This window comes from Rhodococcus sp. 24CO (assembly GCF_050586165.1).
Lineage (GTDB): Bacteria > Actinomycetota > Actinomycetes > Mycobacteriales > Mycobacteriaceae > Rhodococcus_F.
The window spans coordinates 1-16,237 of the sequence record NZ_JAZFNF010000008.1 but is presented as its reverse complement, the minus strand read 5'-3'; the positions used below and the strand labels follow the sequence as shown (position 1 = coordinate 16,237).

Below are 16,237 nucleotides of genomic sequence, written 5' to 3'. Positions count from 1 at the left end.
GACCGTCATGGTCACCTGGAAGCAGTTCTCCGAAGAAGTTCCCGCCCTAGCCGCAGCAGTCGAAGCTCGATTCAAGGCCCACAAGCATCATGTCCTCGCAACGCTGCGCAAGGACGGTTCACCGCGGGTCAGCGGCACCGAAGTGGAAATGCTCGACGGGCGCCTGGTGCTCGGCTCGATGTTCGGCGCTCTCAAGGCGAAGGACCTCATCCGCGACGGACGCTACGCCCTCCACAGCAATCCCGGCGAGCACACGATGGAGGGCGGCGACGCGAAAATCGCCGGAGTCGCACGCGAGGTATCCGGTGACGAGTTCGAGGCCGTACTGGCCAGTTACACCTACGAGGTTCCGAAACCCCTGCACCTCTTTGTCCTCGACATCGAGGAGGTGGTTCACACGACCGTCGACGACGAGCACATGTACGTGGACCTCTGGAAGCCGGGCAAGGAGATCACCCGCTTCACCAAGTGACGTTCTTCTCGCAATGCTCGCCATTGGCGCAGGATTCCACCTGGACTGTCGCATGCGAAAGCCCGTGACTCTCCAAGATGGCGCGGGCGGATTCGAGAACGTGCGAAGAATCGGCGTCGCTGGTCAAATGCACTGTGGCAACATCCATCCCCGTTGTCAGGGTCCAGATGTGCAGATCGTGCACGCCCTTGACATTGGGTAGGGCGGCCAAATCGGCTTCGACGGTTTCGACATCGACATCGGCCGGCGACGCCTGAGTCAGAATGCGCAGCGACGCGGCCGCCAACTTGAGTGCACGAGGAACCACCCACAGTGAGATGAGTACACCGACAACGATGTCTGCCCACGTCCAGCCGAACAGGAGAACCACGGCACCGGCGATCAGAACACCAACGCTGCCAACGGCATCCGCGAGCACTTCGAGGTAGGCGCCGCGCACCGCGAGGCTGTCCTTGGAGTCGCCGCGCAGCATGAGCATGACCACGATGTTGGCGAGCAGGCCCGCGGCAGCGGTGATGATAAGGGCGCCGCCGGGGATCTCGGGTTCGTCACCGATGCGGCCGATGGCCTCGTACATGACCCACGCTGCAACGGCCAAGAGCATCGCGGCGTTGGCCATTGCCGTGAGAACCTCGGCACGATGCCAGCCGAAAGTCCGTGCAGCGGTGGTACTCCCCTTCTTGGCGAGCAGAAGCGCTGTCAACCCCATGGCCATACCGACGACATCGGTGAGCATGTGGCCGGCGTCGGCGAGCAGAGCCAGTGAGCCGATGAGCAAGCCGACGCTCGCCTCGAGAATCAGGAAGGCAACCAGGATCGCGAGTGCGATCACCATCTTCCGGATACGCTTCGGACTCGGGCCTACGCCGACCGAATCTACCGCTGAGTGACCGTGAGAATGACCGTGCCCTGACCCCATGTGACCGCTTACCTCCTGAGTTCTCCCGATCATATGCACACATTCGCATATATACAACGGGTTGCTCGCTCAGCGGGACATAGGTCAGTGTTCGGGCTGGTACGCGGGATTCTGCACAGTCGGCGGCAACGTAGCGATTGCCGAAATACGCTTCATTCCGGCCACCTGAAGAAGGTCGACCACCAGCGAGCGAATCTGGGCGAACACCACCGTCGCCGACAGACCGGCGGACTCCACAATTGCCGGCTTCAGTTCCTTGGCCACCGAACGCAGCACCCGGGCGGCCTCCGCCTGATCAGGCTGCTCCCCCGGTTCCGCGAGGATCATTTCCCTCAAGACGCCGACGGCCTCGGACAATTTCTCCACCTGGGTCACCAGACGCGGATCAAGAATTTCGTCGTCCCTGACCAACGTCAGCGAACGCCGCGACAGAACCCGAATGTTGCGCATCGCGTTGTCGATGGGATCGGCTGTCGCCATGAGTCGTTCGAGTCGTGGGCGGGTGTTCCAGTACAGCGGCGAGATCCGACTGATCTCCTGCCCGCCTTTGAGATTGGTGCGTAATCCGTCGATCGCCGACTGCGTCGCGCGGGCCTTACGGAGAGCCTTCACTATCGGCTCCGGATCGTTGGCTCGCAATCCGTCGGCCACCAACGCCAGCACCTCCGACGACGTCGCGAGAATCGCCGCCGCGTCCTTGCGAGCGCGTCGCACGGGATGTGTGGGGATGATCGCAACCACCGCGATGCCCACCAAACCGCCGACCAGTGCGTCGATCATGCGGTCGATTCCGCCGGTACCCCCTGGCGGAATCAACGTCGCCACCAGCACAGCCGAGTTTCCGGCCTGCATCGAGAAGATGGGGCCACTGTTCAGCAAGACCGCGACCGACATCGCCAGCACCACCACCAGGCAGATCTGCCACGCGCCGCTGCCGATACCGGAAATGATCAGATCGCCGATACCGATGCCGACCGTCACACCCGCCACCAACTCGAACGAGCGACGCAGGCGAGCACCCAACGACAGCCCGAGCGACACGACAGCGGCAATGGGCGCGAAGAAAGGCGCATGGTGCCCGATCACCGTGGTGGCAACCCACCACGCCAACCCGGCAGCCAGTGCGCATTGAAGAATCGGTAGCGCCGACGTTCTCAGCCGGCGCCCCGACTTACGAGCGCGGTCCTTGATGCTCGACGCGCTCGGGCGGAAACTGCTAACCGACGCCAAGCGCTTCGGCAGCGTTGGGGTCGCAATCCTCGAGCAGATCCAGGCAACGGGCGTACTCGTCTGCCTCACCGATCGACTGCGCGGCCTTCGCCAGCACTGCTACACAACGGAGGAAACCGCGATTGGGCTCGTGGCTGTACGGGACGGGCCCGAAGCCCTTCCAACCATTGCGACGAAGCTGATCGAGTCCACGGTGGTAACCGGTACGCGCGTAGGCGTACGCGGTGATGGTTGCGCCACTCTCGAATGCGGCCTCGGCCAGATAAGCCCACGCGATGGACGCAGTGGGATGATCGGCCGCAACCTGAGCCGGATCAGCGTGGTTGAGCAGGGCCGATTCCGCGTCGTCGTCGCCGGGAAGCAAAGTGGGCTTGGGTCCGAGCAGGTCACCGAATTGGGTCATGGGCTTATTGTGCCCGCTGCGGTCCGTGGGCACCGGACCGCCTCACCCGTGGTCGCCGTTACGACCGGAATCGACCGATCGTTACGCTGGGGTCGCCAATTGCCCCAGACCGAAGGATGACCGGTGCCGGACTCGAAAGACGACAACTCGACAAAGAGAGCGCCGGAAAAACAGGGTGCGCCGGAAAGCTCGACGCCGACTGAACCCGCGACCGTCGCGATCCCCAAGGCGTCTCCGAAGCCTCCTGCGTCTGAGCCCGCAACCGTAGCCATTCCCAAGGCTCCGCAGCCAAAGGCACCGCAGCCGCAGCCTCAGGCACCACAACGTCAGTCGCCGCCGCCCAAGGCGCCGCAGCCGGTCCGGGCCGCCCCGCAACGCGTCGGAGTGGTAGCGGGAACTGTGCCGCAGCAGCCGCTTCCGACTCGAATCGAGCCGGCCGAGCCGGAGCAGACCAAGCGCGGCGGCAAGGGTTGGTACATCGCCGCGGGAGCAGCCGCGGTCGCCATCGTGGCCGCAATCGGCGTCGCGCTGTACGTCTCGTCCGAGAGCAGCAGCGGGGGCAACTCACCGGAAGCTCAGGTCCAAGCGGCGATCAGCACGTACGTCGATGCTCTCGCGTCCGGTGACATTGCCGCTCTGCGTACCGCAACGTGCGGTTCTCTCGCCGACTACTACCAGTCGGTCCCGGATGACGCGTTTGCCCAGGTCCACCAGAATGCGGTAACGCAGAAGACGATTCCCCAGGTCAGTGCCGTCGACGCCGTCCGAATCACCGACGACACGGCTATCGCCCAGGTTGAGGCGAGCATCCCGGCAACCGGGGAACGCTCGTGGCGAACCTTCGATCTGGAACGCCAGGACGGGACCTGGAAGGTGTGCGACCCGAGCCAGACCGGTTAAACACTCGAACGGAAAAACAACTGTGCGCGCCCGCAAAGTCTTTCGACTTGGTGGGCGCGCACAGTTTTCGGAACGAGCAGTTTCTAGCTTCCGGACACCGAGCGGCCGGCCGACTTCAGGTCGTTGCACGCCTCGATGACACGAGCAGTCATGCCTGCTTCGGCCTTCTTGAGGTAGCTACGCGGGTCGTACGCCTTCTTGTTTCCGACCTCGCCGTCGACCTTGAGGACGCCGTCGTAGTTGGTGAAGAAGTGTCCCGCGATCGGACGCGAGAACGCGTACTGCGTGTCGGTGTCGACGTTCATCTTGACGACGCCGAAGTTCAGCGAATCCTCGATCTCGGACTTCAGCGAGCCCGATCCACCGTGGAACACGAAGTCGAACGGCTGCGAGCCGGCAGAGAGGCCGAGCTTCGCTGCGGCAACGCGCTGGCCCTCGTCGAGAACCTCGGGCTTGAGCTTGACGTTGCCCGGCTTGTACACACCGTGCACGTTGCCGAAGGTGGCCGCGAGGAGGTACTTGCCCTGCTCGCCGACACCCAGAGCGTCGACCGTCTTCTCGAAGTCTTCCTTCGAGGTGTACAGCTTGTCGTTGATCTCGGCTTCGACGCCGTCTTCTTCGCCGCCGACAACACCGATCTCGACCTCGAGGATGATGTTTGCAGCCTTCGACAGTGCAAGCAGTTCCTTGGCGATGGCCAGGTTCTCGTCGATCGGAACAGCCGATCCGTCCCACATGTGGGACTGGAAGAGCGGGTTGCGGCCGGCGTTCACGCGTTCCTGCGAGATGGCGAGCAGTGGACGCACAAACGTGTCCAGCTTGTCCTTCGGGCAGTGATCGGTGTGCAGCGCGATGGTGACGTCGTACTTGGCGGCGATCACGTGCGCGAACTCGGCGAGTGCAGCAGCACCGGTAACCATGTCCTTGATGCCCAGACCGGAACCGAACTCGGCACCGCCGGTCGAGAACTGGATGATGCCGTCACTGCCGGCGTCTGCAAAGCCCTTGATGGCTGCGTTGATGGATTCGGAGCCGACACAGTTGATAGCGGGGAAGGCAAAGGAATGCTCCTTGGCCCGACTCAGCATCTCGGCATAGACCTCGGGAGTTGCGATAGGCACGGCGGGAGTCCTCCATTTACGTGTCGTTCGGAGCGCTCGACGATGTAAAAGCGCTTCGTGTGGTCCTAGCAGTATGGCAAGTCGTGGTCGACACGTCTCTTTGCGGTCTCGCCGTGACGTGGACGACGCGGTGACCTGCAGCAGTGGGAAACACTCAGACGCTGCCGGTAGTCTGGCCTCCGTGAATGTGCAGGCAGCAACTGAATCCGTGACGAACCTGGCCTTGCTGCCCGGCTTCCTCGATCCCGTGAACCTCTTGAACTCCTTCGGAACATGGGTTCTGGTGGGATTACTTCTGGTGGTCTTCATCGAATCCGGCCTCCTGTTTCCGCTTCTGCCCGGTGATTCCCTCCTCTTCACCGCAGGACTGATCGCGGCGTCCAAGTCCACCGAGATCGAACCGTTCGCGCCGTTGTGGGTGCTGTTGGTGACAATTCCGATTGCCGCGATCCTGGGCGACCAGGTCGGTTTCTACATCGGCACCAAGGGTGGAACTGCCCTGTTCAAGAACGACGACGCGAAGTTCTTCAAGAAGAAGTACATCGACGAGTCACACGCCTTCTTCGAAAAGCACGGACCGATCACCATCATCCTGGCCCGCTTCGTACCGATCGTGCGCACCTTCGCACCGGTTGTCGCCGGCGCATCGAAGATGAAGTACTCACTGTTCCTCACCTACAACATCGTCGGCGGCATTCTGTGGGGTGCCGGTGTCACATTGCTCGGCTACCTTCTCGGTCAGATCGAATTCATCCGAGACAACGTCGACTACATCTTCATCTTGATCGTCCTGGTGTCCGTCCTGCCGATCGTTTTCGAAATCGGAAAGCGTCTTCTCGCATCACGACGCCGTGAAACAGCGAATACTTCAACTACGGACAATTCGGAATCCGTGACCGAGGAACCGACTCACTGATCACCAGAACCGAGGCAAGAAACTGACCACCATGACACTCGCGTCCGGCAGTTTCGGTCCCCTCGAAACCGCTGGTCCTGCGCTGGTGTGGATCATCGTCGTGACATTCGTATTCATCGAATGCGCGATCATTCTGGGGTTGTTCCTTCCCGGTGATTCTCTGCTCATCACTGCCGGAATTGTGCTGGCCGGTCACGAATCCGGCGCCGGACACGTGTGGGCTCTCTCGGTGGGTGCCATGATCGCCGCCATTGCCGGCAATCAGGTCGGGTACGTCATCGGCCATCGAACGGGCAACCACATCAAGGCCCGCAAAGGTGGCAAGTACTTCACCGAGAAGAACCTGCACCGAGTCAACATCCTGTTGGAGAGACACGGCTTCTGGGCTGTCCTGATCGCCCGCTGGATCCCCTGGATACGCACCCTGTGCCCCATGGTCGCGGGCGCAGCCAAGATGAATCACACCCGCTACACCGTGGCCAGCACCATCGGCGCAATCATCTGGGCACCGGTCCTGCTCCTGATCGGCTTCTACGGCGGCTCGTTCCTCGATCGTGTCCCCTGGCTGCTGCCAGCGGTCCTGATCGTGATGACCGTGAGCCTGGTCGTCGGCACCGGTCTCGGCATCTGGCAGTACCGCAAGGAAATGGCCCGCCCCGCCGAGGACGTCGAGGTCGAGGAAGTTCTGGACTGAGGCTCAGCGTTTACCTGCTGAGGCTCAGCGCTTACGCGGATATCCCGCCGCTGAGACGACGTACGCGGCCTCCATGAGCATCCAACCGCCCACCTGCACCGACAAGTCACGTTCAGGGACGCTCGACGACCGCACCGAACCTCCCGTGAATGTCGCCAGTTCGCCGGAAAGCCGCGGCAGGGTGGCGTCGCGGGTCCAGTCGTGACCGAACAGCGGTAACCCCTCCACCTCGAGTCGGTTCTTCCACGCGGCTTCCGCCGACGCCAGCACGATCTGTGCAGCAATCTCCTTCGCTCGAATATCCTCGTTGCTCTCCCAGGTCAGGTTGACCACCACAAACGCCAGATACCGCGCCAGGATCGCATTGAAGAGGCCTCCGTCACCGCCACCACCTCCGGTGATGACGCCGCGATCGGTCAAACCGTCGTAGACCGCGTTCACAAGGGCGTGAACCCGCTCGCGGTGCCGAGGTTCACCCAACCGCGTCGCCAGTTCCGTCTCGAGGCCGAGAGTTACGCCTTGGCAATACGAGTAGATTGCCCGCTCGACCGTGCCGTCGCGGCGGATACCGTCGAAGATCAGGCCGGACTCGGGATCACGCAGAGTCTCCTCGATCCAGTCGGCCGTTGCTTGAGCTCGCCAGAGCTTGCCAGTCCTCGCGAGCATGATCCCGGCGGGACCGTTGGCCGGCGCGTTGTAGAAATCAGAACCCTTGCACCAGGGAATTCCGCCACCGTGCTCCGGCGACCACGAGTCGAAGAGTTGAGATTCGAGAGCTTGGACTGCGCTGCGATGGTCCAGCGCAAACAGTCGTTGGGCGCGTTCGAGCGACAACCCCAGCCAGGCCATGTCGTCGTAATAGCTGTTGGTCCAGCCCCTGACGTTTCGGACCCGGACGCTGCGGGCGACCTTGGCAATCCGACGACGACGCTTGGGTGTCGGGTCACGTTCGAGCGCGTCGACGGCAGTGTCGAGCAGATGCGCTTGCCACCAGTAATGCCACGGGCGGAACATGCGTTCGCGGCGCACCGCCGGCCACGCCACGACACCCAACGCTGTTCTCGGCATTGCCCACAACCGTCGCAGATGCCGACTGACAATGGCTCCTTCGGCCGCATCTGCGCGTTCCGCCCACACTTGCTGCATAAGACATATCCTGTCCCCTCGGAGCCTGCGGCGCTAGCGCCTACCCAGCTAACAGGCTCCGGCAAGGTCAGCGGGAGTTACGGAGATCCGCGTGCTCTCGCACCCAGGCATGCATCGCGATACCTGCCGCGACGCCGGCGTTGATGCTGCGGGTCGAGCCGAATTGCGCAATCGATACCGTCATGGACGCAACTTCTTTCGCCAGTTCGGTCACTCCTGGCCCCTCCTGGCCGAACAGCAGAATGCAGTCTTTCGGCAGGCTCGCAGTTTCGAGGGGGACGGATCCGGGGGTGTTGTCGACGGCGACGATAGTGAGCGAATTATCACGTGCGTACTCGACCAACTCGCCGATGTCAGCATGGTGAACGATGTGTTGGTACCGATCGGTGACCATGGCGCCGCGGCGGTTCCAGCGTCGTCGTCCCACGATGTGTACGGCTGCCGCGGCAAACGCATTGGCAGTGCGGACCACGGTGCCGATGTTGGCGTCGTGCGCAAAATTCTCGATGGCCACGTGCATGGGATGACGCCGCGCGTCGATGTCCTCGACAATCGCCTCGCGTGTCCAGTACCTGTACTCGTCCAACACATTTCGACGGTCACCCTCGACCAGGAGCAGCGGGTCGTAACGTTGGTCCGTGGGGAGGTCCGTCCCGTGAAACTCCGCCCACGGGCCGACACCGTTGGGGTTTTCGCCCCATTCCGTCGGACCGACCTCGTCGGCCGGGTCTACGCTCACGTCGGACATCAGAACACCTCGTTGGAATCGGCAGCCACGGTGAATCCGTGTGTGGTCTGCTCGTTGACACACGAGACATCCGTCGCCGTGGTAGTACATGTGAAGCCCAGCTTAGACAGTGGCGTTCCGGGAGGAAGCACCGGATCCGCTTCCGGTCCGCCGGACATGTACACCGGGCCACCTGAGCACATGAAGGCACCTTCACCCTCGTCTTGAACACGAATTCCGTTGCCCCAGTTCACCATGCAACTGTCCGGGCGCGGCGGCACCGGAGTTGTCGTTCCCTCACACCCGGCTTCGATGCGGGTGGGTAGTCTGATGATGCCGCACTGGAAGTTCCCGTCCGGAGTGGTGAAGTAGTAGGACTCGTTGCGCTCGAAGTGCACGTCCGTCAACGTGGTTGTCGGCGGCACAGTGGTGGGGGTAGCCGTCGTCGTGGTCACGGGCACCGGAACCGTCGTGGTTACCTGGGTCGTGGTCGAGACCGTTGTAGTGGGTTGCGTGGTCGGCGTCGGCGCAGATTGCGCATCACCACCACAACCGGAGAGCAGTAGCGCCGAACCCACACTCAGACACAGCAATCCCACCCGGACACGAACCACCGCGACTACCTCCACCCATGTCTTCTGCCTCAACCCGGCCCACAAAACGACTCCGAACTATATCGCGAGTTCGATTACGTTCCGGTTAAACGTTTGTTCGTCAACCTCGACAGCCATGCAGGCGAGAACCGCGACGCGGCGAGAAGCACTTTCGCTTGCCCTCCCACCGGATAATGAACCTTGGGCATGCGTCCGGCGCCGCGCGTCGCGTCCCAGAGTTCCTGTGCGACTTCCGTTGCGGTGAGCTTGATTCCAAGTGATCGCGTCGACCCGGTATCCATCCCGGTGACCATGGCCGTCTGCACGAAGAGAGGCCACAGGGCAATCACTCGGATGTCATGTTCGGCCCATTCGAGGTCGAGTGCCTCCGTCAGTCCCCGAACCGCGAACTTCGTGGCCCCATATGTCGCCAGTTCAGGTTGTCCGTAAATGGCGGACGCCGAGCACATATTCACAACCTGAGCACCCGGCGTCTCGCGCAGATATGGAAACGCCGTGTGCGTTCCATTGAGAACACCGGTGACGTTGATATCGACCATGCGGCGATGCGCAGCAAGGGAAATGCTCTCGAACTTCCCCGACGACAGAACCCCGGCGTTGTTGACCAGTATGCCGAGTCGACCCGACGCACCGACAAAATCAGCCAACTGCACCGACCACTGCTCGGGGTCCGTCACGTCGAGCGCGCCGGTCACGGCCACACCCCCGAACCCGTTGATCTCGGCGGCCAGAGTCGTCAACCCGGACTCGTCGATGTCATAGCAGCCAACCCGATAACCCTTGCGCGCAAACAACAACGCGGCCTCACGGCCGATTCCCGACGCCGCCCCGGTGATGAAGATGCTTCGCTCAGGCATTTTTGCGACCGAGAGCAAGCATTCCCTCGACGAGCATCAACTGAGCTGCCGCATACGACGCCAGAATCACGCCTTCAGCGGCCGCGCGACCAGCCTTGCCGCGAATGAACAAGCGCCGCACCACAATCAGACCGTCGGACGCGGTAAACAGCACGCCGCCCACACCCAACCAGGATCGTCGCTCCTGACCAGGCACCACGACGTCCAGCACTGTCTTGGCCCCCGGCGCCAAAGCCGGATCCGCCGACAACGTCGACGTGGTTCCCAGCAGTAATCCGTACGCGGTCAACGGTGTCGACACCTCGGGAGCTTTTGCACGCAGCAACCCGGAAGCCGTGGACCACCCGCTCATCCGAGGCTTGAGCGCGGCCCTCGTCGGCCTGGCGCCCCGGCGCAACAGCAGCGCCGAATAGCTCGACTGCATGACGGCAAACGAAGACGCACCCTTCACCAGGCGCGCATCGTTGTCCGGGTCGATCATGAAGACATCACCGATCGTTGCCGCGGCAAGACCGGCCAGGAGCAGCGCCGTGTCGGCGGTATCCGTCTCGGATCGCTTGCGCAGCACCCTGACCGCGAGCGACGGCGCAATCAACGGCTTGGCAATCTGCTGAACACGCTCGTTGCCGAGCACTGCCCCAGCCACCGTTGCCGCCGATGCCGCCGCAAAAACCGCGTGCTCGATGCCCCACTTGCCTGCCATGCCCAGTCCTCCTGTTGGTTACGCGTCCAAGACGACCGTACTGGGTAATTCAGAGGGAATCACGAGATTTGACGTCAGCCCCGTACACGTCGACGTATTCCTGGCCGGACTGCTCGCACAGCACGGCCATCAATTCATCCGTTGCCGCGCGCACAACAGCCTGATTGCTCCGCAATTCTCGGTAGCGGGAAAAGTCGATCGGCTCGCCAACACTGACATGCACCTTGCTGAATCGCCACATCTTCGTGCCAGGCGGGTTCACCGCGTCGCCGCCGTGAACAACAACCGGGATAACGGGGACGCCCGTTTCCAATGCAACCCGGATCACCCCTGTTTTGCCTTTGTGCAGGCGACCGTCCGGTGATCGTGTTCCCTCGGGGTAGATCGCCCACACGCCACCTCGTTCGAGGATTCCGACGGCGGTGTCCAGTGCCGCACGTGAGGCGTCGGCGCCACTGCGGTCGATGGGAACTTGACCTGCGCCGCCGAAGAACCAGCGCTGCAGTGCGCCCTTGATGCCGGAACCGGTGAAGTACTCGCTCTTTGCGACAAAGGTGATCCGTCGGCGCACTTTCAGGACCAGGAAGAACGAGTCGACGACAGCCCGGTGATTGCCGGCAAGTATCACCGGCCCCCTCCTCGGTATGTTCCGGTGCCCTTCGATCGTTGGGCGCCCGAAAACCCACAGAACTGGCCCTATCAAGATGTATTTGAACAGTCGATACAGCACTCCAACGCCCCAATCAATGAGAGTAGACACTGTCTACTTTCCTAGATGGTAGACACTGTCTCCCATGTCTGCCACCACACTCCGCGACACACTTGTCGCCACGGGCGTCGACATTCTCGACACCGACGGCCTCGCCGCCCTGACGTTGCGCGAGATAACCCGTCGGGCCGGCGTGTCACACGGGGCGCCTAGACGCTATTTCCCGACACACAACAGCCTACTTGCGGCGATTGCCTCACAGGGCCTGCACGACTTGCGTGCGCGACTCGCACCGATACTCGATGCCCCCACGCCCGCGCGACACCGATTGACTTCTGCCGCAATTGAATACGTCGCTTTTGCGCAGGAGCGGCCGGCAATGTTCGAGCTGATGTTCCGCCACGATTTACTCGAGGACGCCGGCGCGAACCTCCGTGCGACGTCGCTTCCACTCTTCGAGGCTCTGCAATCTCTGGCCGAAGCAGACCAAGCGGCGGATCCGAACACGACTGCACTGAAAATCTGGACGGGAACGCACGGAATTGCCGTGTTGGCCGCAAACCGCAGTCTGAGCCTCGTGGCCCCAGACCTCGTCATCGAAGATCTGGTCAGGTCGGCCGTCGTCGCGCATCTGCACTGAACGAATGCCAACTGTCGCCAAAGGCTCGTTTACACAATCATTACCTTGTGGAAGGATTCGAGCGTGCCCGATCAGGAACAGAGATTGCACGACCTACTGGTCGACTTGGTGAGCAACACTCATCGCTTCACAAAAATGGCGACGTCGCTTGCAGCTGACCGCTACCCCCGGACCTGGCTCCGCGCGCTGGCGTTGCTCGAGGAATACGGCGAAATGCGGATCAGCGACTTCGCCAAGATCGATCACTGCTCACAACCATCGGCAACCGCTGTGATGCGCACGCTCGGTGAACGCGGTTTGGTCGAGCGTCGTCCAGATCCGGACGACGCCCGCGCTGTACTGGTCACGATGACCGATGTGGGACGAAAGACCCTAGCCGACGGCCGGCATGCCATCGCCGATGCCCTGATTCCGCATTTTGCAGACCTCGAACCCGAGCAGATCGAACGCCTGACCGTGGGGTTGGCCGAACTGCGATCGATGATCACGTCGGCAAGGCCTTCGGCCCTGTGAGCCTTTCCGGTTGCGCGAACTACCAGAAAGGCGCACGGGGGCGCTAGCTCAAATTGAGATCGTCCAGGCCCAGCAGCGAGCGGTATTCCACGCCCTCTGCACCGATGACGGCGTCGGCGCCGGTCGCGCGATCCACCACGGTTGCCACACCGACCACGATGGCGCCCGCTTCACGAAGTGCCTTCACCGCGGTGAGCGGAGAGTTACCCGTGGTCGTGGTGTCCTCGACAACCAGAACACGCTTGCCAACCACATCGGGGCCCTCGATCTGACGCTGCATTCCGTGAGCCTTGGCAGCCTTGCGGACGACAAACGCGTCGATCGGACGGCCGGGGGCGTGCATCACTGCCATCGCTACCGGGTCTGCGCCCATCGTCAATCCGCCCACGGCGTCGAAATCCCAGTCTGCAACAAGTTCACGAAGCAGCGAACCGATCAATGGTCCTGCCTTGTGGTGAAGCGTCGCGCGGCGAAGATCCACGTAGTAGTCGGCTTCCTTGCCCGAAGACAACGTCACCTTTCCGTGCACAACAGCCAGTTCGCGCACCAGCGCAGCCAAATCCTCACGATCGCTCATGAGTGCTCAGCCTACCGACCACAGCGCCGAGGCAATAATCTCCGTGCGAGGTGCACTACGTCCCACCCGTATTTACGTCCTACCCCGCCCACGTCCGACAAGGTTGGTCATCTTACGAACCAAGCCCTTCGGTACCAGACGTCCGGCAGTGGTGAGGATCTTGTACTGAATCCCGGGAATGCTGATGACCTTGTTGTCGCCGAGGTCCTTCATCGACGTCGTGACCACCTGATCGACGCTCAACCACATCGGCTTCGGGATCGACGACATCTCGATTCCGGCTCGCTCGTGAAACTCGGTGCGGATGAACCCCGGGCACAGCGCTTGAACCCGAACGCCGGTTCCGGCCAGGCCGCCGGACAATCCTTCGGTGAACGAGATCACGTACGCCTTGCTGGCCGAATACGTCGAACCGCGCCCGGACAGCAATCCGGCCACACTTGCGACGTTGACGATGGTTCCGTTCGCCGACGCGATCATGCTGGGCAACGCCGCACGGGTCAGTCGCATCACCGCGGTGACATTGACATCGAGTTGAGCTTGCAGAAGTGCCGGATCAGCGGTCCAGAATTCACCGGACGTACCGAACCCGGCATTGTTGACCAGAACGTCGACGCCGCGAGCCAATCGTTCGGCGACCGCGTCACGGCCGGGTTCCGTGGCGAGGTCGGACACCAGAATTTCGGATTCGGTATCGAACATCGCGGACAGTTCGGAGGCAAGATCACGCAGTCTCACTTCGTCCCGTGCGACAAGCACCAGGTCGTAGCCTATCGACGCATATTTCTTGGCAAACCCGGCACCCAGACCTGAGGTGGGGCCGGTGACCAGGGCTACAGGACGCGCAGGGCGATCCGAGTTCGATGACGACATACCGGCCACGCTAGTGCGTCAGGCCTCGAAAGGTGGGCTTACACGCGGCTCAATCGACAGGGCGTACGGTTCCCGAGCGCTGTGTGCCGGGGTTGGGTTTCGGCGTGGTCGACGGGGCGGGAAACTCGCGGCGGGGCAATTCCGGGGCGGTTCGACGGGGCACATCCGACTCCTCGCGACGCTGCGACTCCGGAGCCTCTCGGCGTGGTGCCTGCGGTGCGCCACGAACGACCGGCGGTGCCTGCGGTGCACTACGAACGGCCTGCGGCGCTTCGCGGTTCAGCGGTGCATCGGATTTGTCGCTGCGGGGGCGGGGCCGGGTCGGGTCGTGATCGACTTCGAGTTCACGCGGATCCGTGACGGGAGGGAGTACGTGCAGGATGCCGGACAACCGCGCGACAGCTTCGATGGCAGCATCCCAATCGCGTCCGGTGCTCGAGACCGGAAGGGAGCCGAGGGTCCAGGGACCTTCGCTCCACAGCATGCTGATTGCCGGGGGTACTGATTCGGTGAAGGCGACCATGCGCTGGTCACAGACCCGGCGAGCAATTTCGAGGTCGGTGGCAAATACGACGCGTGGGCCGATTGCGCCCAGCAGGTTGAGGTCGCCGTCCTTGGGCGGTGCCGTCGATTTGAGCCGTAGATCAATGTCGACGTCAGACCCGATTTCGCGTCGAACCGCCACGATGGTTGCTGTTTCCTCGAGGTCGAAGAGCACAAACTGCTCACCTCGTCTGGTGCCACGCACAACATCGGTTGCGGTCAGGTAATCCTGCTTGGCCATCGCTGCGCGGTGCCACTCGCCGGCAAGCTGATCGTCGGCAGCGGTGTACGTGTAGCCCTGCGCTTTTGCCCAAATCTGACGTACGCGGCCGGATTGATCACGTCTTGTTCTATCGACGTACAGAAGCGCACCCGCGCCTGCGAGTGCCACTAATGCGAGTCCGAACCACATTCCAGTCATCACAGCCAGCCTAGCGACTTCCGACGACAACCTCCCGCAACACCCCGAGAACTGTCACCTGATCGGTGTGGAGGCGTTACCTTCCGAGCGGCGAAACCCCTCGATCCAAGTCCCATAAGCGCGACAACACGCCGGCTCAGTTGCCGAACGACGGCAAAGAAGTATCGAGAATGGTCTTTGCGGTCATCGTGCCGTTCTCCACCGGGCTGCCGTCGACAACGATGTTGTCACCCGGTTGCAGGTCGGCGACGGATGATCGGTTGAACGCGATCAACGTCGTCTCAGGTGTGGTGAGAATGGTGGTCTGAGATCCACCGATCGAGTTGATGACCAGGGTTCCGCCGTCGTTGGACACCACTGTGCCGACAGCTCCGCCGGCTTGGCCGATGACATCACCGAGTCCACCAGGCAAGTTCTCGAGCGGTGAAGACGTGGGTGACGGCGCCGGTGCGGTAGTCGTGGGTTTGGGCGTCGTCGGCGCCACCGTGCTGGTGGGCGGAACAAATGCCGTCTGAGTTCCCGAGTCACCCGAGGAACCGAACAACGAAATCCCGATTATCGCGACGACGGCGACCAGGATGCCGACAACGCCGGCCGCGATCCACGTCCCGAGCTTGCGTCGCTTCCCGCCATCCGGCGACCCACTGTCCGAAAATGGCTGTTCGGGAGGCACTCCGCCGCCGCTTCCACCCGCAACCGGATACTGCTGTGTCTGCCGATATTGCTCTGTCTGCCCATACTGCTGCGCGTTGTATGTCGGGTACGCCTGGGTCGCGCCGGGCGGCGGGGCCTGCGGATCGAACTGCGGATTGTAGGGCGGAAACGCCTGCGTCGGGTTCGGCTGACCCTGCTGGTTCGGCTGACCCGACTGACCCAGATACTCGGTGTTCTGATCCGGCCCTCCGTAGGGATACTGCTGTTGCCCCTGGTTCTGGTACTGCTGTGGGTTCTGGTCCTGCTGTGGGTTCTGGTACTGCTGTGTGTTCTGGTACTGCTGTGTGTTCTGGTACTGCTCGGGAATCTCGAAATGCTCGGTCGGCTGGTCCGACTTACGCGGATCGTTCTGATCAGTCATTCCTGGCCACCTTCATTTCGGGCGTACGGGTGCGGACTGCATCTGCCGTACGAGCATCCAGCCGTTCAGCGTAGACAAAACCAGGGTAGAGAAAACGCGAATGCCCCGCCGATTGAACCGCTCCCCGGAAGTTGGACTGAGGAATTCAGTTTCGACTCCCGGGGAGCAGTTGTATGGGGTATCC

20 protein-coding genes are annotated in these 16,237 nt (G+C 62.3%); 6 read left to right on the top strand and 14 right to left on the bottom strand.

From position 1 onward, the window contains the following. The first annotated feature begins 7 nt into the window (after positions 1–7). On the top strand, positions 8–472 hold the full coding sequence (locus V2B23_RS20255) for a pyridoxamine 5'-phosphate oxidase family protein (RefSeq protein ID WP_430952325.1): 465 nt from the start codon (positions 8–10) through the stop codon (positions 470–472). Here V2B23_RS20255 and V2B23_RS20250 read toward each other — a convergent pair. From V2B23_RS20250 to V2B23_RS20240, 3 genes are all read right to left on the bottom strand, one after another. After that, the gene (locus V2B23_RS20250; protein WP_430951991.1) at positions 462–1,391 is read right to left on the bottom strand and encodes a cation diffusion facilitator family transporter; all 930 of its coding nucleotides are present in this window, start codon (positions 1,389–1,391) and stop codon (positions 462–464) included. The genes V2B23_RS20255 and V2B23_RS20250 overlap by 11 nt on opposite strands. A gap of 84 nt (positions 1,392–1,475) precedes the next feature. Continuing rightward, complete coding sequence (locus V2B23_RS20245) at positions 1,476–2,621, bottom strand: FUSC family protein (protein WP_430951990.1); 1,146 nt, start codon at positions 2,619–2,621, stop codon at positions 1,476–1,478. Beyond that, positions 2,608–3,024, bottom strand: a complete 417-nt coding sequence (locus tag V2B23_RS20240) for a DUF3151 domain-containing protein (protein WP_430951989.1) — start codon at positions 3,022–3,024, stop codon at positions 2,608–2,610. The genes V2B23_RS20245 and V2B23_RS20240 overlap by 14 nt, the downstream gene beginning before the upstream one ends. A gap of 123 nt (positions 3,025–3,147) precedes the next feature. Between V2B23_RS20240 and V2B23_RS20235 the strand changes: the two genes are divergently transcribed. Then, the gene (locus tag V2B23_RS20235; protein WP_430951988.1) at positions 3,148–3,924 is read left to right on the top strand and encodes a nuclear transport factor 2 family protein; all 777 of its coding nucleotides are present in this window, start codon (positions 3,148–3,150) and stop codon (positions 3,922–3,924) included. Positions 3,925–4,007: 83 nt separating this feature from the next. Here the strand turns inward: V2B23_RS20235 and fbaA are convergent, their stop codons facing one another. Further along, positions 4,008–5,045, bottom strand: coding sequence for a class II fructose-bisphosphate aldolase (gene fbaA / locus V2B23_RS20230; protein WP_430951987.1), 1,038 nt, complete (start codon positions 5,043–5,045; stop codon positions 4,008–4,010). Positions 5,046–5,226: 181 nt separating this feature from the next. Between fbaA and V2B23_RS20225 the strand changes: the two genes are divergently transcribed. Together V2B23_RS20225 and V2B23_RS20220 are read left to right on the top strand one after the other, a co-directional pair. Then, on the top strand, positions 5,227–5,961 hold the full coding sequence (locus V2B23_RS20225) for a VTT domain-containing protein (protein ID WP_430951986.1): 735 nt from the start codon (positions 5,227–5,229) through the stop codon (positions 5,959–5,961). A 31-nt stretch (positions 5,962–5,992) separates the two neighbouring features. Then, positions 5,993–6,655, top strand: coding sequence for a DedA family protein (locus V2B23_RS20220; RefSeq protein ID WP_033235666.1), 663 nt, complete (start codon positions 5,993–5,995; stop codon positions 6,653–6,655). A gap of 24 nt (positions 6,656–6,679) precedes the next feature. Here the strand turns inward: V2B23_RS20220 and V2B23_RS20215 are convergent, their stop codons facing one another. The 6 genes from V2B23_RS20215 to V2B23_RS20190 all read right to left on the bottom strand — a co-directional run bounded on the left by V2B23_RS20215 (position 6,680) and on the right by V2B23_RS20190 (position 11,432). Further along, the gene (locus V2B23_RS20215) at positions 6,680–7,801 is read right to left on the bottom strand and encodes a glycoside hydrolase family 76 protein (protein WP_430951985.1); all 1,122 of its coding nucleotides are present in this window, start codon (positions 7,799–7,801) and stop codon (positions 6,680–6,682) included. A 67-nt stretch (positions 7,802–7,868) separates the two neighbouring features. Further along, entirely contained in the window at positions 7,869–8,549 is a 681-nt protein-coding gene (locus V2B23_RS20210) for a TrmH family RNA methyltransferase (RefSeq protein WP_430951984.1), read from the bottom strand. Next, on the bottom strand, positions 8,549–9,142 hold the full coding sequence (locus tag V2B23_RS20205) for a DUF6636 domain-containing protein (protein ID WP_430952324.1): 594 nt from the start codon (positions 9,140–9,142) through the stop codon (positions 8,549–8,551). The genes V2B23_RS20210 and V2B23_RS20205 overlap by 1 nt, the downstream gene beginning before the upstream one ends. 74 nt (positions 9,143–9,216) lie before the next feature. Further along, a complete protein-coding gene (locus V2B23_RS20200) occupies positions 9,217–9,999 on the bottom strand; it encodes an SDR family oxidoreductase (protein ID WP_430951982.1) in 783 nt (260 codons plus the stop codon). Continuing rightward, positions 9,992–10,702, bottom strand: a complete 711-nt coding sequence (locus tag V2B23_RS20195; RefSeq protein ID WP_430951981.1) for a lysoplasmalogenase family protein — start codon at positions 10,700–10,702, stop codon at positions 9,992–9,994. Before V2B23_RS20195 ends, V2B23_RS20200 begins: the two co-directional genes overlap by 8 nt. A gap of 49 nt (positions 10,703–10,751) precedes the next feature. Continuing rightward, positions 10,752–11,432 (bottom strand): lysophospholipid acyltransferase family protein, encoded by a 681-nt coding sequence (locus tag V2B23_RS20190; protein ID WP_430952323.1) that lies wholly within the window; start codon positions 11,430–11,432, stop codon positions 10,752–10,754. Between the two features lie 64 nt (positions 11,433–11,496). Between V2B23_RS20190 and V2B23_RS20185 the strand changes: the two genes are divergently transcribed. Both V2B23_RS20185 and V2B23_RS20180 read left to right on the top strand, forming a co-directional pair. Next, positions 11,497–12,051 (top strand): TetR/AcrR family transcriptional regulator, encoded by a 555-nt coding sequence (locus V2B23_RS20185; protein ID WP_430951980.1) that lies wholly within the window; start codon positions 11,497–11,499, stop codon positions 12,049–12,051. 63 nt (positions 12,052–12,114) lie between these two features. Beyond that, positions 12,115–12,564 carry a MarR family winged helix-turn-helix transcriptional regulator gene (locus tag V2B23_RS20180; RefSeq protein ID WP_430951979.1) on the top strand — a complete coding sequence of 150 codons (450 nt, stop codon included), beginning with the start codon at positions 12,115–12,117 and terminating at the stop codon, positions 12,562–12,564. A 43-nt stretch (positions 12,565–12,607) separates the two neighbouring features. Here V2B23_RS20180 and pyrE read toward each other — a convergent pair whose 3' ends face one another. The 4 genes from pyrE to V2B23_RS20160 all read right to left on the bottom strand — a co-directional run bounded on the left by pyrE (position 12,608) and on the right by V2B23_RS20160 (position 16,053). Further along, complete coding sequence (gene pyrE, locus V2B23_RS20175) at positions 12,608–13,141, bottom strand: orotate phosphoribosyltransferase (RefSeq protein ID WP_430951978.1); 534 nt, start codon at positions 13,139–13,141, stop codon at positions 12,608–12,610. Between the two features lie 72 nt (positions 13,142–13,213). Then, on the bottom strand, positions 13,214–14,014 hold the full coding sequence (locus tag V2B23_RS20170) for an SDR family NAD(P)-dependent oxidoreductase (RefSeq protein WP_430951977.1): 801 nt from the start codon (positions 14,012–14,014) through the stop codon (positions 13,214–13,216). 49 nt (positions 14,015–14,063) lie between these two features. After that, positions 14,064–14,969: a hypothetical protein gene (locus V2B23_RS20165; RefSeq protein ID WP_430952322.1), complete on the bottom strand. Its 906-nt coding sequence runs from the start codon at positions 14,967–14,969 to the stop codon at positions 14,064–14,066. Positions 14,970–15,114: 145 nt separating this feature from the next. After that, complete coding sequence (locus V2B23_RS20160; RefSeq protein ID WP_430951976.1) at positions 15,115–16,053, bottom strand: hypothetical protein; 939 nt, start codon at positions 16,051–16,053, stop codon at positions 15,115–15,117. Positions 16,054–16,237 lie beyond the last annotated feature (184 nt).

What these genes read in the sequence shown, in the direction of transcription:
- V2B23_RS20255 (WP_430952325.1), top strand. Translation starts at nt 8, where the DNA reads ATGGTCACCTGGAAGCAGTTCTCCGAAGAAGTTCCCGCCCTAGCCGCA.
- V2B23_RS20250 (WP_430951991.1), bottom strand. Translation starts at nt 1,391, where the DNA reads ATGGGGTCAGGGCACGGTCATTCTCACGGTCACTCAGCGGTAGATTCG.
- V2B23_RS20240 (WP_430951989.1), bottom strand. Translation starts at nt 3,024, where the DNA reads ATGACCCAATTCGGTGACCTGCTCGGACCCAAGCCCACTTTGCTTCCC.
- V2B23_RS20220 (WP_033235666.1), top strand. Translation starts at nt 5,993, where the DNA reads ATGACACTCGCGTCCGGCAGTTTCGGTCCCCTCGAAACCGCTGGTCCT.
- V2B23_RS20215 (WP_430951985.1), bottom strand. Translation starts at nt 7,801, where the DNA reads ATGCAGCAAGTGTGGGCGGAACGCGCAGATGCGGCCGAAGGAGCCATT.
- V2B23_RS20210 (WP_430951984.1), bottom strand. Translation starts at nt 8,549, where the DNA reads ATGTCCGACGTGAGCGTAGACCCGGCCGACGAGGTCGGTCCGACGGAA.
- V2B23_RS20200 (WP_430951982.1), bottom strand. Translation starts at nt 9,999, where the DNA reads ATGCCTGAGCGAAGCATCTTCATCACCGGGGCGGCGTCGGGAATCGGC.
- V2B23_RS20195 (WP_430951981.1), bottom strand. Translation starts at nt 10,702, where the DNA reads ATGGCAGGCAAGTGGGGCATCGAGCACGCGGTTTTTGCGGCGGCATCG.
- V2B23_RS20185 (WP_430951980.1), top strand. Translation starts at nt 11,497, where the DNA reads ATGTCTGCCACCACACTCCGCGACACACTTGTCGCCACGGGCGTCGAC.
- pyrE (WP_430951978.1), bottom strand. Translation starts at nt 13,141, where the DNA reads ATGAGCGATCGTGAGGATTTGGCTGCGCTGGTGCGCGAACTGGCTGTT.
- V2B23_RS20170 (WP_430951977.1), bottom strand. Translation starts at nt 14,014, where the DNA reads ATGTCGTCATCGAACTCGGATCGCCCTGCGCGTCCTGTAGCCCTGGTC.
- V2B23_RS20165 (WP_430952322.1), bottom strand. Translation starts at nt 14,969, where the DNA reads ATGTGGTTCGGACTCGCATTAGTGGCACTCGCAGGCGCGGGTGCGCTT.
- V2B23_RS20160 (WP_430951976.1), bottom strand. Translation starts at nt 16,053, where the DNA reads ATGACTGATCAGAACGATCCGCGTAAGTCGGACCAGCCGACCGAGCAT.